Here is a 14,885-nt window from a genome sequence, read left to right on the forward strand (position 1 = left end):
CTCCCCGGAGAGACGGCGGGGGGCGACATGAGAGATGCGACGGACTTTCTCGCCCCCGGCGGCGCGCTCCGGATCGAGGGGAGCGCGGGCGGGCCGCTTGCCGGGCTGACCTTCGTCGCGAAGGACCTGTTCGACGTCGCCGGAACAGTGACGGGTTGCGGCAATCCGGACTGGGCGCGGACGCATCCGCCGGCGGAGCGGCACGCCTTCGCCGTCTCCCGCCTCCTCGATGCGGGGGCGACGCTCGTCGGCAAGACGATCACCGATGAAATCTCGCTCGGCCTTCTCGGGGAGAACGCCTTCTACGGGACGCCGTTGAACCCCCGCGCGCCCGGCCGTGTGCCCGGCGGCTCTTCCTCCGGCTCCGCCTCCGCCGTGGCGCAGGGCGCGGCGGATGCCGGGCTCGGAACGGATACGGGCGGCTCGGTCCGCGTACCCGCCAGCTTCTGCGGGCTCTACGGGATACGCCCGACGCATGGGCGCCTCCCGCTCGACGGCATGGCGCCGCAGGCCCCCTCCTCCGACACGACCGGATGGTTCGCGCGGGATGCGGCGACCTTCGCAAGCGTCTCGGCGGCGATATTCGGGGAGGGGGAGGGGCCGCTCCCGACCCGGCTCGTAATCCTGACGGACGCGTTCGGCTTCGCCGGCTCGGAGACCGAGGCGGCGCTCGCCCCCGCCGTGGCGCGGCTCGAACGGCTCCTCGGCCCGGCGGAGCGGGCGATGCTTGCGCCGCAGGGCCTTTCCGTCTGGGGCCGGGCGCAGCGGACGCTGCAGATGGCCGAGGCCTGGGCGACCTTTCGCGACTGGGTGGAGCGGGAGGTTCCAGCATTCTCCTACCTTGTCGCGCGATCGCTGATGGCGGGGGCGACGATGCCAGCGACGGAACTGCCCTGGGCCGCGCTGATGCGGGACGAGGCGCGCGCCCGGCTTGCGCAGCTGACCGCGGACGGCGCCGCGCTTCTCATGCCGACGACGCCGGGCCCGGCGCCGCTGAAGAACCTGCCCCTGCCGGAGATGGACCGGGCGCGGGACCGGATCAATTGCCTCTGCGCCCATGGCGGCCTCGCCGGCCATCCGCAGGTGAGCCTGCCGCTAGGGGAGGTCGGGGGCGCGCCGGTCGGCCTCTCCCTCATCGGAGCGCGGGGCGCGGACATGAGCCTCGTCGCCCTCGCCGCCGCGCTGGAGAATGCCGCATGACCGAACCCGACCGCACGCCGAACATCCCCGAAGTGGTGGACGAGGTCCGCGCGCTCTTCGAGCGCTACGAGACGGCGCTGGATACGAAGGACGTGGATGTGCTGGACGACACGTTCTGGCGCAGCCCCCACACGATCCGCTATGCGCTGCACGAGAACGGCTACGGCTTCGACGAGATCCATGCGCATCGCGTGCGCCGCCCGCCGGGGCCGGGGATCAAGGAGCGGCGCATCCGGCTCGAAATCCTCACGCTCGGGCGGGATTTCGCGACCGTGAATCTCGAGTTCAAGGTGCGGGGGCGGGAGCTGGTGGGCCGCCAGAGCCAGACCTGGGTGCGCTTCCCCGGTCTCGGCTGGAAGGTGGTCGCCGCCCATGTCTCCACGGTCGGCGACCCGCTCTGGTGAGGGGGCCTCAGTTCACGAGGCCCCATTTCGCCCCGGTCTCGTCAAAGAAGCCGGAGAGCTTCTTCAGTTTGACCCAGTTGTTGACGTAGTTGATCCAGACCTGATCGCCCTGCGGCAGGATCATCGCGATGGGGGAGGGCGCGCGCGCCTCCGCGCCGGCGATGCGGACGACGCCGAACTTTTCCGTGAGCGTCGAGCCCTCGATGTTCGAGGTGATGAAGACGTCGGCGCGGCCGGCCAGCACTTCCTGGAAGCCGCGGGCCGGCGCCTCGACCACGGTGATCTCCGCATTCGGGAACCACGCCTTGGACTGCGCCTCGAAGGTCGTGCCGAGTTCGGTCGCCACCTTCACGCCGGGCTGGTTGATGCTCTCCCACCCGTCGAACTTGCCGGCGTTCTCCGGCATCGCGAAGGGATAGATCTCGACCTGCACATAGCTTTCGGAAAAGCCGGCGACCTTCATCCGCGCCGGGCTGATCGAGGCGGAGCCGGTGATGTGATAGGCGCCCGCGGTGACGCCGTTCACCAGCGTCTTCCAGTCCGTCGGCACGAATTCGAGCGTGACGCCGAGGTCCTTGGCGAGCTCCGTCATCACGTCGACGTCGTAGCCCTTGTAGCTGTTCGTCGCCGGGTCACGGACGGACATCGGGTTCCAGTCCCCCGTCGTGCCGACCTTGAGCACGCCGCCGTCGAGAATTTCGTTGAGGGCGGACTGGGCGAGCGCCGGGGGCGCCGAAATGAACGAAAGCGCGACCGCGATGGCCGTGATCGGGAAAAGCTTCATGTGACGGACTCCCTGATGCGCCCGGGCGGGCGCGGATTGACTGACCGCGACCTAGGGCGCGGCGGCGCAAGGTCGATTAAAACCTGTCCTTCGGGACTGTTCCATCGCGAAGTTCCGGCCTAGCGTGCTCTTGAGCGAAGCGGGCGGGGCGGGACATGGCGAGAGACGGCGCGGCGCCCGCGATCCTGATGCAGGGCGTGGAGAAATGGTTCGGCGAGTTCCACGTCCTCAAGGGCGTGGACCTGCGCGTGGAGCGCGGGGAGCGGGTGGTGATCTGCGGCCCCTCCGGCTCCGGCAAGTCCACCGTCGTCCGTTGCATCAACCGGCTGGAGCGGCACGAGAAGGGGCGCATCCTCATCGACGGCGCCGAGGTGACGGGGGACGGATCGGCGCTGCGCGGCGAGGTCGGCATGGTCTTCCAGCAGTTCAACCTCTTTCCTCACCTGACGGTGATGGAGAACCTCACGCTCGGCCCGATAAAGGCGCGCGGCCTCACTCGCGCGGAGGCGGAGGCGCGGGCGATGCGCTATCTTGAGCGCGTGCGCATTCCGGAGCAGGCGATGAAGCGGCCCGCCCAGCTTTCCGGCGGGCAGCAGCAGCGCGTCGCCATCGCCCGCTCGCTCTGCATGGAGCCGAAGATCATGCTCTTCGACGAGCCGACCTCCGCGCTCGACCCGGAGATGATCGCCGAGGTGCTGGATGTGATGGTGAGCCTCGCGGAGGAAGGGATGACGATGGTCGTCGTCACGCACGAGATGGGCTTCGCCCGGAAGGTCGCCGACAAGATGGTGTTCATGGACGGCGGCGAGATCGTGGAGAGCGGGCCTCCGGACGAATTCTTCGCCGCGCCGAAATCGGCCCGCTGCCGCGACTTTCTCGCCCGGATCCTCGCGCATTGAGCGGGCGGCTGATCTTCGCCGCGCTCGCGGCGCTGCTGCTTTCGGGTTGCGCCTCGGGCGCCGCCTGGGGCTGGTATGTGATCGACCCGACGACGGCGCAGGGGCAAACGAACATCCGGTTCCTGATCGGCGGGTTCTGGATGACGATCTCCATGTCGCTCCTCGCGATCCTGATCTCGGCCTCGCTCGGCCTCCTGATCGCGCTGCCGGCGCTCTCGGAGCGGCGGGGATGGCGGATCGTCAACCGGGTCTATGTCGAGTTCGTCCGCTCGATCCCGCTGCTGCCCATGCTCTTCTGGGTGTTCTACGGGTTGCCGCTCCTCTTCCGGGCGATGGGCGTCCCGATCACGGTCGATCCGTTCTGGGGCGCGGTCATCACCCTCGCCGTCTCCGACAGCGCCTTCACGGCGGAGATCTATCGCAGCGGCATCCAGTCCATAGCGAAGGGGCAGGCGGAGGCGGCGCGGACGGTCGGGCTCTCCCGCGCGCAGACGATGCGCTACGTGATCCTGCCGCAGGCGATCCGGCGCATCCTGCCGCCGCTCGCCAACCAGTTCATCTACATCGTGAAGATGAGCGCCTTCGCTTCCGTGATCGGGGTGCAGGAGCTGACGCGGCGGGCGAACGAGCTCTCGGTGACGGAATACCGGCCGCTGGAACTCTACACGTTCCTCATTCTCGAATATCTGGTGCTCGTCCTCGTCATCTCCGCCTTCGTGCGCTGGCTGGAGCGGCGGATGGGTTCGGACGAAAGGGGCTGACGATGCGGGTCATCGTGATCGGGGCGGGGATCATCGGCGCGGCCTTCGCCCACGCGCTCGCGAGAAAGGGCGCCTCGGTGACGGTAGTCGAGGCGGCGCGGCCGGCGGGCGGGGCGACGGCGAAATCCTTCGGCTGGATCAACGCGAACTACGTGCAGACGCCCGCCTATCTCCGGCTCCGGCTCGACGCGCTCGAAGCCTGGCGGCGGGCGGCGCCCGTCATCGGCCCGGCGCTCCGCTGGGGCGGCTCGCTCGCCTGGGAGGCGGGCGGCGCCGAGCTGCAGGCGCAAGCGGAAGGGATCGCGGCGGCGGGGCACGAGGCGCGGCTGATCGGGCGGGAGGAGTTCGCCCGGCTGGAGCCCGACGTGGCGGACCCGCCCGAACTCTGCCTCCATTGCCCCACCGAGGGCGCGGCGGACCCGGTGGCGGCTACGGAGGCGCTGCTCGCCGCCGCCGTCGCGCTCGGCGCGGAGCGGATGGTCGGCTGCCGAGCGTTGGGCTTCCTGACGGAGGGCGGGCTGATCGCCGGTGTGGAGACGGATTTCGGCCCGCTGCCGGCGGATCGCGTGGTTGTCGCCGCTGGCGTCGGCTCGGAGGCGCTGCTCGAGTCGGCGGGGGTGCGGCTGCCGATGGAGAACCGGGTCGGCCTCATCCTCCATACGCGCCCCCTGCCGCCCGTGCTGCGGCATCTCGTGCTGACGCCCGAGATCCATTTCCGGCAGGAGGCGGACGGGCGGATCGTCGCGGGCGAGCTCTATTCCGGCGGCGGCGCGCATGAGGGGATGATCGACCGGGAGCCGCGGGCGCTCGCCGCGCTGATGCTGGAGACTTTACGGCGGCGGCTCCCCGGCGTCGCGGGGGTCGAACAGGGGGCGGTGATGCTCGGCCTTCGCCCGACGCCGGCGGACGGATTGCCGATCCTCGGTCCGGCGCGGGGGGCGGAGGGGCTCTATCTCGCCACGACGCATAGCGGCGTCACGCTCGCGCCGCTACTCGGGGAAATCGGCGCGGCGGAGATCGTGGACGGGGAGGAGGACGCGCGCCTCGCGCCCTTCCGCCTCGCGCGGTTCAACTGAGGTTCAGCGGATGAATTGCGGGCGGAAGCGGAACTTCGCCCGCGCCTCCCGCGGCAGATGCCGGTTCAGCCGCGCGCCGACGAGGCCGAAGGCGAGGATCAGGAGCACGGTTCCGGCGACGAAATATCCGGCGACGATCGGATAGGCGACGAAGGGGTTGAATGTCGCCTCCGCGAAATAGGCGGCATAGTAGAGCGCGTCCCCCTGCTGCCGCCAGGCCGGGAAGCTGGAGAAGAAGACGAGCGCGGTGGCGTGGAAGAGGAAGATCGCCTCGTTCGTATAGCTCGGCCAGGCGAGGCGCAGCATGGTCGGGAAGACGATGCGGCGGAACTTCCGGAATCCTGTCATGCCGACGGAATCCGCCGCCTCCAGCTCCCCCCGCGGCACGGCGCGGAGCGCGCCGTGGAAGATCTCGGCGGTATAGGCCGAGGTGTTGAGGAAGAGCACGATCAGCGCGCCGAGCCAGGCGCGCGTCAGCCAGCCCGTCTCCGCATTCATCACGACGAAGCCGAGATCGAGCGTCACGCCGACCTTGGGCAGCAGCACGAAGCTCTCATAGGCGAAGAAGAACTGGATGAAGAGCGGCGTTCCCCGGAAGAAATAGACGAAGCCCTGCGCCGGAAGCGCGGCGAACGGCGAGGCGCTCGCCTTGCCGAGGGCGAGAATGACGGCGAAGCCGAAGCCGAGCAGGAGCGCCAGACCGGCGAAATAGAGGTTCCAGATCATGCCGGAGCCGATCAGAACGATCTGCTCGCAGAGCGTTATCTCCGAGCGGGGAAGCAGCCGTTCCCCGATCCCGATCGCGCGGAGACCGTAGGCGTGAAGCGCCTCGGCGCAGCTCACCGCGCGCCCGCCATGCCGCGGGAGGCCCACGCCGTAAGCCGGCCGAAGCCGATCTGGCTCACCCAGGTCAGGAGCAGGTAGAAGATCATCAGCGCGCCGAAATACCAGAGCCGCCAGTCGGGATGCGGGTAGTCGAAGGCCTGCGTCTTCATGCCCCCGAGCTCCCGCGCCCAGTAGACGATGTCCTCGATCCCGAGGAGGAAGAGGAGCGGCGTCGCCTTCACGAGGATCATCCAGAGGTTGGAGAGGCCTGGCAGCGCGTAGACCCACATCTGCGGCAGGACGATGCGGCGGCGGATCTGGCCCGGGGACATGCCGACCGCCTCCGCCGCCTCGACCTGCCCCTTCGGCACGGCGCGGAGAGCGCCGTCGATCACGTTCGCCGCGAAGGCTCCGAAGACGATGGCGTAGGCGACGACGGCGAGCGCGAAGCCGTAGACGTCATGCACGAAGGCCGAGGCGGTGGAGAGCGGCGCCTTCGCGGCGGCGCACACGACGAAGTCGTTGCCGACCCAGACCGGCCCCGACATTTCCGGGCAGAGTACCCGGTGGCGGAGATATTCGATGCCCTGGTCGAGCGCGATGGGCACGAAGAGGAAGAACACGATGTCCGGCACGCCGCGCACCATTGTGGTGTAGAGCCCGCCCAGCCAGCGGACGGGCGCGATGCGCGCGCGCTTCGCGAAGGCGCCGGCGAGGCCGAAGGCCATGATGAACGGCACGGTGACGGCGAGGAGCCCCAGAACGGTCAGGAAGCTCCAGTAGAAATTCATGTGCTTCGGCGTCGTCAGATAGCAGAGCATCCACGCCGCGCCCTCGAGCGCGGCGGGATCCGAGCAATCGCCGATCATGCGCGCCCCCTGAACGAACGGGGGCGCAGGCGCGCTCTCACCACTTCGGCGTGTTCTCGGTGAACCACTTGGCGAGCATGGCGTTCAGCGTTCCGTCCGCCTTCATCTCCGCGATGACGGCGTTGAACTTTGCGCGAAGCTCCCCGTCGCTCTCCCGCAGGCCCATGCCGATGCCGCCGCCGAGCGGCACGTCTTCGCCCACGAAGACAAGCTCGCCGCCGCTCTCGTTGACGATGGGTTCGAGATAGTCCTTGTCGGCCAGCACCGCGTCCGCCTCGCCGTTCCGCACCGCCGCGATGGTCTCGTCCGGCGTCGCGAATTCGACGAGCGTCGCGCCCGTCTCCGCTATGTGGCCGGCCTGGATCGTGCTCGTCTGCGCCGCGATCACGCCGCCGGCGAAGTCGACATCCGCGCCCGCGAGCGCGACATAGGCGGATGGCGAGGGCGGGATGTAGGGATCGGTGAAGTCGATCACCTCGTCCCGCTCGTCGGTGATCGACATGCCGGCGATGATCGTGTCGTAGTTGCCGGAGACGAGATTGGGGATGATGCTATCCCAGTCGTTCTTCACCCAGACGCAGTCGAGCCCGGCGCGCTTGCAGGCTTCGTCGCCCATCTCGCGCTCGAACCCGTCTATCTCGCCCTTGTCGTTGATGAAGTTGTACGGCGGGTAGGCGCCCTCCGTTCCCATCCGCACCGTCTGCGCGGCTGCGGCGCCGGCTGTCGCCGCGAGGATGGCGGCGATACCTGCGGCTTCGATCGTCTTCCACATGCGAAGGCTCCCTTTCACAAGTTACAGCGCGCTGGCGAGGAAGGCCCGGCAGCGCTCGGATTTCGGTTGGGCGAAGACCTGGGCCGGCGGCCCCTCCTCCTCCACCACGCCCTGGTGGAGGAAGACGACGCGGGAGGACACCTCACGCGCGAATCCCATTTCATGCGTCACGACGAGCATGGTGCGACCTTCCTCGGCGAGTCTGCGCATCACCTTCAGCACCTCGCCCACCAGCTCGGGATCGAGCGAGGAGGTCGGCTCGTCAAAGAGAAGCACGCTCGGCCGCATGGCGAGGGCGCGCGCGATGGCGACGCGCTGCTGCTGCCCGCCTGAAAGCTGCGCCGGCCAGGCGTCCGCCTTCGCCGCGATGCCGACCTTCTCCAGCACGGCCATCGCCTCGTCCCGCGCCTCCGCCCGGTCCCGCTTCAGAACCTGAACGGGGCCTTCCATGACGTTCTGGAGAACGGTCATGTGCGACCAGAGGTTGAACTGCTGGAACACCATGCCGAGGCGGGAGCGGAGGCGCGCGATCTGCTTCCGGTCCGCCCCCGCCGGGCGGCCCCGGCCCTCGGACCTGAGGCGCACCTCCTCCCCTTCGAGGACGATGCGCCCGCTGTCCGGCGTTTCGAGGAAATTGATGCAGCGCAGAAAGGTCGACTTGCCCGAGCCCGAAGAGCCCAGGATGGAGATCACGTCCCCCTTGGACGCCGTCACCGAGACGCCGCGCAAAACCTTGAGCTCGCCGAAGCTCTTGAAGATGTTCTCCGCGACGAGCGCGGTCCGGTCGCTCACCCAGCCCTCACATTTTGCAGCGCAAGATGAAGTAAGCGCAATAACGCTCCGCCGCGCAAGCGCCAATGGCGAGCTGCGCGACGGGATTTCTGGGATTGCGCCCGGCAGGCCTCAGGCGGCGGGCGCGGGCTCGGCGAGGCCGGGGAAGGCGAGATGCGCCTTCGCGCGGGGCAGAAGGTCGAAGATCATGTGGATCCGGTCCTCGTCCCCGTCGTTGAAGGCCTCGTGCATCTGGTCGTTGTCGAACCACCAGAGCTCGCCCTCCTTCATCCGCACCTCCTCCTCCGCCGCCTTGAGCCAGGAGCCGGCGGTGGAGCGGAGGACGAAGTGATAGCGCCCGCGGAGGCGGTAATACTCGCCGCGGTCGATATGCGGATAGACGCGCTTGCCGGCAGGGAGGCTGACGATCTTGGCGCGGCTGAGGAGGCAATCCAGCGCCTCCGCCGTCTCTTCGAGGAAGCGGCAGGCGCGGGGATAGAGCGCGGAGGCCGTGGTCCAGCGGCTTTCGTGAACGTCGCGGCGCTTCCTTCCGTTGATGGCGGATTTCTTCAGGCCGCGCAGCGGGATGGCCAGGGCCTCCCGCTGCACGGCGATCTTGTCCTGCCGGCCTGTCGAGAGGTCCCACGCCCCGTCGACCGACGCGATTTCGGCGAGGAAGGGCTGAGGGTTGATGCCCGCGCGGATGAGCTTGAAGTATTGCATGGCGTTTCTCCTTTCCGCGTGGGAAACGCCGGGCGACGGCGGCTATTCCCGTGATACTGCGGAAATTGTCGCCGCTCGCACGTCATGGGCGAAATCGCGCGCGGTGGAGCGCGGCGTCTCCATCGCGAAGGCCGGCCCATCCTCATCCGCGAGGCGGCGTATGACGACGCCGATCTGCATCATCGGCGTCCGGGCGGCGGCGCCGACGGAAAAGACTTCGTCGCCATAGTCGAGGCTCGAAAGCCGGGCGAGAACTGCGGGCGCCAGAGGGCCGGAGAGGCGAAAGGGGACGTAGCCGTCCGTCACATCGGTTGCGAAGCCGCCGAAGCGGGAGGCGGCTTCGGTTTCCAGCCCCGCCTCCGGCCCCTCGACCAGCCACTGGCCGGGGGCAAGGGCGATGAGGACGAGCCCGTCATGCTCCGCCCAGCGCCACGGCCCGGGCAGGCCCGCCTCGCGGGGCCGGGCGAGATGGACAAGCCCGCGCGCGGACCCTTCCGCGAAGCGGACGCCGGGCAGCGCGAGGCCTGCGCCCTCGGGGAAGAGATCGGCCGGAAAGACGGGGCGGGGGAGGATCGGACGGTCAGCCACGGAGCCTAGCTCCTTCCGGGTCGATGAAGACGGGGCTCACGACCTCCACCGCGACGTCCGCGCCACGGAGACCGTCCCACATTCTCAGCCGCTCGCCCTTTCGCGCCATGCCGCCCTTCAGGAAGGCGAGGCCTATGGAGGCGCCGAGAGCGGGCGAGAAGGCGACGGAAGAGACCCAGCCGAGGCTCGTCTCGGTCTTCGGAGCGGCGTTCGGTTCGAGCAGGTGCGCGCCGGCGAGGAGTTTCGCTGAAGGATCGACGGGGCGGAGGCCGACCAGCGCGGGCCGGCCCTCCGCCTGGAGCCCCTCCCGCCGCTCCATCTCCCGCCCGATGAAGCCCGTGGATTTTTTCGCGCCGAGCGCGGCGAGGCCGAGATCGGCGGCGGTCGTCCGCCCGTCGAGCTCGTTCCCGGCCGGATGCCCCTTCTCCACCCGCATGACTCCCAGCGCCTCGACGCCGTAGGGCACGGCGCCCGCCTTCGACAGCGCTTCCGCGAGGCCATGGCCGTAGCGGGCGGGAACCGCGATCTCCCACGCCAGCTCTCCGGAAAAGGAGAGGCGGAAGAGCCGCGCCGGGACCCCGCCGCGCAGCGTCGCCGCGCCACAGGCCAAGTAGGGGAAGCTCTGGTTGGAGAGGTCGGTTCCGGGCTCCAAGATCCGCGCCAGAACCTCACGCGCCTCCGGCCCGGCGAGGGAATACTGCGCCCATTGCTCGGTGACGGAGACGAGGGAGACTTCCATCTCCGGCCAGAGGCAGGCGCGCGCGAATTCCATATGGCGGAAGACCTGCACCGCCTTCGCCGTCGTCGTCGTGACGAGGAAATGCTGCTCTCCAAGCCGCGCCGCCGTGCCGTCGTCGAAGACGATTCCGTCCTCCCTGAGCATCAGGCCATAGCGGCAGCGCCCGACGGGGAGGGTGGAGAGCGTGTTGCGGTAGAGCCGGTCTAGGAATACGCCGGCGTCCCGCCCCTTGACGTCGATCTTGCCGAGCGTCGTCACATCGCAAAAACCGGCGCCGCCGCGGGTCTCGACCACTTCGCGGTCCACGCTGTCGCGCCAGCCCTTTTCCGCTCCGCGGCGGAACCATTGGGCGCGAAGCCAGAGCCCCGTCTCCACGAAATCCGCTCCGTTCGCCTTCGCCCAGTCATGGCTTGGCGTCAGCCGCGTCGGGTGGAAGTGCTTGCCCTTGTGCCGCCCGGCGAAGGCGGCGATGGGAACGGGCGTCCAGGGCGGGCGGAAGGTCGTCGTTCCGGTCTCGGGGATCGTGCGGCCCGTCAGCTCCGCCATGATCCCGAGGGCGGGGATGTTCGCCGTCTTGCCCTGGTCGGTCGCCATGCCGAGCGTCGTGTAGCGCTTCATGTGCTCGGCGGCGCGGAAGCCCTCGCGATGGGCGAGCTCGACATCCTTCACCGTCACGTCGTTCTGCTGGTCGAGGAAGGCTCGGCTTCCGCCCTTCACATGCCAGAAGGGGGCGACGCCCGCCGCGCCGTCTTCCGCCTCCGGCGCCTCTGCGGGCGAGAGCCCGAGCGCCGCCGCCGCCTCCGCCGCGCCGCCGCGGAGGCAGGCGAGGGTTGTAAAATCCCCCCGCGCCGCGCCGGCGACATGCATGCCCGGCGGAAGCGCAGGGCCGGGGACGAAGGCGGCGATGTCGTCCCGCCAGACCGGCTTGCCGCCGAGATGGCAGGTCAGGTGCAAGGCGGGGGACCAGCCGCCCGAGACGGCGACGAGATCGGCCGAGGCTCCGTCCTCCGTCCCGCCCGGATGCCGGAGCGTGACATGGGAGACGCCGAGCCGCCCTACCGTATCGACCACGGCGCCGCCGCGGATCGTGCGGAAGCCTTCGTCCCGGCCCGTTCCGGGCCGCGCGTCCACCACGGTCACCTCCGCCCCGGCGGCGCGAAGGTCGCGCGCCGTGCGCCAGCCGTCGTCGCAGGCGGTGAAGACCACGGCGCGGCGGCCGGGGAGGACGGCGTAGCGGTTGACATAGGCGCGAACCGCGCCTGCCAGCATGATCCCGGGCCGGTCGTTGTTCCCGAATGCGATGGGCCGCTCGATCGCCCCCGAAGCGAGGATCGCGCGGGGGGCGTGGACCTTCCACATCGTCATCCGCGGCAAGCCGGGAGGAGGGGCGCCGAGATGGCCCGCATTCCGCTCCAGCGCGCCATAGACCGCGCCGTCATAAACGCCGAAGACAGCCGTGCGCCGCATAAGGCGCACGTTCGGCAGCGCCGCAAGCTCGGCCGCCGCCTCCGCCGCCCAGAGCGCGGCGGGCTTGCCGCCGACTTCGAAGCTCTCCGCATTGAGCCGCCCGCCGAAGGCGAAATCCTCCTCCGAGAGAATCACCCGCCTTCCGGCCCGCCCCGCGGTCAGCGCCGCCATCAGCCCGGCCGGGCCGGAGCCGATCACGAGGAGGTCGCAATGGGCGTGCGCCACCTCGTAGTCGTCGGGATCAGCCATGCCGGAGAGCGCGCCGAGCCCCGCCGCGCGGCGGATGAGCGGTTCGTAGAGTTTCTCCCAGAACGCCGCCGGCCACATGAAGGTCTTGTAGTAGAAGCCGGCGCCAAGGAAGCGGTGGAGAAGGTCGTTGACCGCCATCAGATCGAAGCGGAGCGAGCCCACGCGGTTCTGGCTCGCCGCCGAGAGCCCGGCGTAAAGCTCCTGGATGGTCGCACGAACGTTCGGATCGGCCTTCGCGCCGCCGCCGACGGTGACGAGCGCGTTCGGCTCCTCCGGCCCGGCGGAAAGCGGGCCGCGCGGGCGGTGATACTTGAAGGACCGGCCCATCAGCCGCACGCCGTTGGCCAGCAGCGCGGAGGCGAGCGTGTCACCCTCGTAGCCCTCGAAGACCTCGCCGTCGAAGGAGAAGGGGAGCGGCGCCGCGCGGTCGATCAGCCCGCCGCCCGAGAGCCGGTCAACCTGCATCGCGGGCCTCCGCCAGCGCAGCGCCGAAAATCTCGTGCGTCGTCACGTCCCGCTCCACGACGAGCCAGGCGCCGCAGCCGCCTTCATGCCGCCAGAGTTCCCGATGCCGCCCCGCAGGATTGTCGCGGAGGAAGACATAGTCGCATGTCGCGCCCTCGGCCGGGCGGCGCAGCAGCGCGGCGTCGCCAATATAGACGAATTCTTCCAGCATCCGGGGGCCGCAGAAGGGGCAGGGAATGCGCATGGGGCCTCAGTGGAGATTCGGCTGCGGGCCGGCGCCGCGCTCGTCGATGGCGTAGCCGCGTTCGAACCGGTCGAGCCGCATTTCGGCGGCGTTGGGGTGCGGCTCTCCGGTCGCGATCAGATGGGCGAAGCACCAGCCGGAGGCGGGCGTCGCCTTGAACCCGCCATAGCACCAGCCGCAATTGATGAGGAGCCCGTCCACCGGCGTCCTGTCGATGATCGGGGAGCCGTCCATCGACATGTCCATGATTCCGCCCCAGGAGCGAAGGAGCTTCGCGCGCCCGAGCATGGGCAGGATCGCCATCGCCCCCTCGCAGACGTCCTGCACGACGGGCAGGTTCCCGCGCTGTGCGTAGGAATTGTACATGTCGATGTCGCCGCCGAAGACGAGCCCGCCTTTGTCCGACTGGCTGACATAGAAGTGCCCGGCGCCGAAGGTGATGACGCCGGGGATGACCGGCTTCAGGCCTTCCGAGACGAAGGCCTGGAGCACATGGCTTTCGATGGGGAGCCTGAGGCCCGCCATCGCCGCGACTTGGCCCGCGCGCCCCGCCGCTGCCATGGCGACCTTGCCGGCGCCGATGAAGCCCCGCGTCGTCTCCACGCCCTTCACGCGCCCGTTCTCGATGCGGAAGCCGGTGACCTCGCAGTTCTGGATCAGGTCGACGCCCCGCCCGTCCGCCGCGCGGGCGTAGCCCCACGCCACCGCGTCATGCCGCACGGTGCCGCCGCGCCGCTGGAGAAGGCCGCCGGTGATGGGGAAGCGCTCATCGTCGAAATTCAGGAACGGGCAGAGCGCACGCACCCCCTCCCGGTCCAGAAGCTCAGCATCCGCGCCGGCCATGAGGATCGCGTTGCCGCGTCGCGCATAGGCGTCCCGCTGCGCGTCGGAATGGCAGAGGTTGAGCACGCCGCGCTGGCTCACCATCGCGTTGTAGTTGATGTCCTGCTCCAGCCCCTCCCAGAGCTTCAGCGACTGCTCGTAGAAGGGCTCGTTGCCGGGAAGGAGGTAGTTGGAGCGGATGATCGTCGTGTTCCGGCCGATATTGCCGGAGCCGAGATAGCCTTTCTCCAGCACCGCGACGTTGGTGATTCCGTGGTTGCGGGCGAGATACCACGCGGTCGCGAGTCCATGCCCGCCGCCGCCGACGATGACGACGTCATAATGGGGCTTCGGCTCCGGCTCGCGCCAGACCGGCTTCCAGCCGCGGTTGCCCGTGAGACCTTCGCGGAGGATGGAGAGGAAGGAGTAGGCCATGCGCCCGAATAGCGCGCCGGGCCGGGCCGCGGCCAGAGGAAAGCGGCGCGGCCCGGTCGCATTTCGCGCTGCGGCGCAGGGCGCCGCGTCTCGTCAGGCGGCGAGCGCGGCGGAGGCCGCGGCGGGGCGGAAGATCTCGACCGGGCTGCAATCTGCGGGCAGCGCCGCCCGGATGCGCAGCGTCTCGACCTGCGCCTTCGAGACTTCCCAGAGGCAGGCGACGATCTCCCCCTCCGCGCTTGTCCCCCGCCCGATCACTTCAGGCGTCCAGCCGCAGGCGGAGAAGACGCGGACCATATGCGCACCCGTCACGCCGACATAGAAGTCGACGCCGGCGCGGAGCGCGAGGTCGCAGCCCGCCCACATCAGCGCCGGCGCGGCCCGCCGCCCGGCCTTCGGCGAGACGAAGAAGCGCGTCACCTCCCAGATCGCGGCGGAGGAGACGGGTACGCCGTCCGTCAGCTCCGCGAAATGATCCGCGATCATGGTGCGGCCCGTCGTCGGCATGAGCCGGGTGGAGCCGAGATGCCGGCCGGCCTCATCCGTCACGATGTTGTAGAGCGGGTTCATCCCGTCATACTCGTCCATCTCCCGCCCCGCCGCATCGGTGCGGAGCGACCAGCCGAGCCGGTCCTTGAAGATCGAGCCGCGCTCGCGGAACATCTCGTCGCGAAGCTGCGGGAAGGCGGCGAGGTCCTCGCCGTGGATCATCGTGAAGGGCATCGCACGCTCCTCGTTTTCTTGACGAGGATCGTGGTAAACGAGCGGGGTTCACGCCGGCTTTCGCGCGTT

Annotated in this window: 16 protein-coding genes; 5 read left to right on the forward strand and 11 right to left on the reverse strand. The window is 69.6% G+C overall.

Going from position 1 to position 14,885, the window contains the following annotated elements; translation table 11 throughout:
- Positions 1-27 precede the first annotated feature (27 nt).
- Together ACE37J_RS01015 and hpxZ are read left to right on the forward strand one after the other, a co-directional pair.
- A complete protein-coding gene (locus ACE37J_RS01015; RefSeq protein ID WP_409705648.1) occupies positions 28-1,200 on the forward strand; it encodes an amidase in 1,173 nt (390 codons plus the stop codon).
- The gene (hpxZ, locus tag ACE37J_RS01020; protein WP_409705651.1) at positions 1,197-1,604 is read left to right on the forward strand and encodes an oxalurate catabolism protein HpxZ; all 408 of its coding nucleotides are present in this window, start codon (positions 1,197-1,199) and stop codon (positions 1,602-1,604) included. Before ACE37J_RS01015 ends, hpxZ begins: the two co-directional genes overlap by 4 nt.
- A gap of 7 nt (positions 1,605-1,611) precedes the next feature.
- On the opposite strand, the gene ACE37J_RS01025 is transcribed toward hpxZ, so the two are convergent.
- Complete coding sequence (locus tag ACE37J_RS01025) at positions 1,612-2,388, reverse strand: transporter substrate-binding domain-containing protein (RefSeq protein ID WP_409705654.1); 777 nt, start codon at positions 2,386-2,388, stop codon at positions 1,612-1,614.
- A gap of 155 nt (positions 2,389-2,543) precedes the next feature.
- On the opposite strand from ACE37J_RS01025, the gene ACE37J_RS01030 reads away from it, so the two are divergent.
- The 3 genes from ACE37J_RS01030 to ACE37J_RS01040 are packed head-to-tail and all read left to right on the forward strand — an operon-like array spanning position 2,544 to position 5,124.
- Complete coding sequence (locus ACE37J_RS01030; protein WP_409705658.1) at positions 2,544-3,287, forward strand: amino acid ABC transporter ATP-binding protein; 744 nt, start codon at positions 2,544-2,546, stop codon at positions 3,285-3,287.
- Entirely contained in the window at positions 3,284-4,048 is a 765-nt protein-coding gene (locus tag ACE37J_RS01035; protein ID WP_409705661.1) for an amino acid ABC transporter permease, read from the forward strand. Before ACE37J_RS01030 ends, ACE37J_RS01035 begins: the two co-directional genes overlap by 4 nt.
- Before the next feature lie 2 nt (positions 4,049-4,050).
- A complete protein-coding gene (locus ACE37J_RS01040; RefSeq protein ID WP_409705664.1) occupies positions 4,051-5,124 on the forward strand; it encodes an NAD(P)/FAD-dependent oxidoreductase in 1,074 nt (357 codons plus the stop codon).
- 3 nt (positions 5,125-5,127) lie between these two features.
- Here ACE37J_RS01040 and ACE37J_RS01045 read toward each other — a convergent pair whose 3' ends face one another.
- The 10 genes from ACE37J_RS01045 to ACE37J_RS01090 all read right to left on the reverse strand — a co-directional run bounded on the left by ACE37J_RS01045 (position 5,128) and on the right by ACE37J_RS01090 (position 14,816).
- On the reverse strand, positions 5,128-5,967 hold the full coding sequence (locus ACE37J_RS01045; RefSeq protein ID WP_409705667.1) for an ABC transporter permease: 840 nt from the start codon (positions 5,965-5,967) through the stop codon (positions 5,128-5,130).
- A complete protein-coding gene (locus tag ACE37J_RS01050) occupies positions 5,964-6,818 on the reverse strand; it encodes an ABC transporter permease (RefSeq protein ID WP_409705670.1) in 855 nt (284 codons plus the stop codon). Before ACE37J_RS01050 ends, ACE37J_RS01045 begins: the two co-directional genes overlap by 4 nt.
- A gap of 37 nt (positions 6,819-6,855) precedes the next feature.
- Entirely contained in the window at positions 6,856-7,590 is a 735-nt protein-coding gene (locus ACE37J_RS01055; protein ID WP_409705673.1) for a transporter substrate-binding domain-containing protein, read from the reverse strand.
- A 21-nt stretch (positions 7,591-7,611) separates the two neighbouring features.
- Complete coding sequence (locus ACE37J_RS01060; RefSeq protein WP_409705676.1) at positions 7,612-8,382, reverse strand: ABC transporter ATP-binding protein; 771 nt, start codon at positions 8,380-8,382, stop codon at positions 7,612-7,614.
- Positions 8,383-8,493: 111 nt separating this feature from the next.
- Positions 8,494-9,084 carry an aspartyl/asparaginyl beta-hydroxylase domain-containing protein gene (locus ACE37J_RS01065; protein ID WP_409705679.1) on the reverse strand — a complete coding sequence of 197 codons (591 nt, stop codon included), beginning with the start codon at positions 9,082-9,084 and terminating at the stop codon, positions 8,494-8,496.
- A 42-nt stretch (positions 9,085-9,126) separates the two neighbouring features.
- The gene (locus tag ACE37J_RS01070) at positions 9,127-9,672 is read right to left on the reverse strand and encodes a sarcosine oxidase subunit gamma (RefSeq protein WP_409705682.1); all 546 of its coding nucleotides are present in this window, start codon (positions 9,670-9,672) and stop codon (positions 9,127-9,129) included.
- Complete coding sequence (locus ACE37J_RS01075) at positions 9,665-12,592, reverse strand: sarcosine oxidase subunit alpha family protein (protein WP_409705685.1); 2,928 nt, start codon at positions 12,590-12,592, stop codon at positions 9,665-9,667. The genes ACE37J_RS01070 and ACE37J_RS01075 overlap by 8 nt, the downstream gene beginning before the upstream one ends.
- Positions 12,582-12,836, reverse strand: a complete 255-nt coding sequence (locus ACE37J_RS01080; RefSeq protein ID WP_409705688.1) for a sarcosine oxidase subunit delta — start codon at positions 12,834-12,836, stop codon at positions 12,582-12,584. The genes ACE37J_RS01075 and ACE37J_RS01080 overlap by 11 nt, the downstream gene beginning before the upstream one ends.
- A gap of 6 nt (positions 12,837-12,842) precedes the next feature.
- On the reverse strand, positions 12,843-14,093 hold the full coding sequence (locus ACE37J_RS01085) for a sarcosine oxidase subunit beta family protein (protein WP_409705691.1): 1,251 nt from the start codon (positions 14,091-14,093) through the stop codon (positions 12,843-12,845).
- Between the two features lie 93 nt (positions 14,094-14,186).
- Entirely contained in the window at positions 14,187-14,816 is a 630-nt protein-coding gene (locus ACE37J_RS01090) for an acyl-homoserine-lactone synthase (RefSeq protein WP_409705694.1), read from the reverse strand.
- Between the last annotated feature and the right edge of the window lie 69 nt (positions 14,817-14,885).

This window comes from Pikeienuella sp. (assembly GCF_046290545.1).
Taxonomy (GTDB): Bacteria; Pseudomonadota; Alphaproteobacteria; order Rhodobacterales; family Rhodobacteraceae; genus Pikeienuella.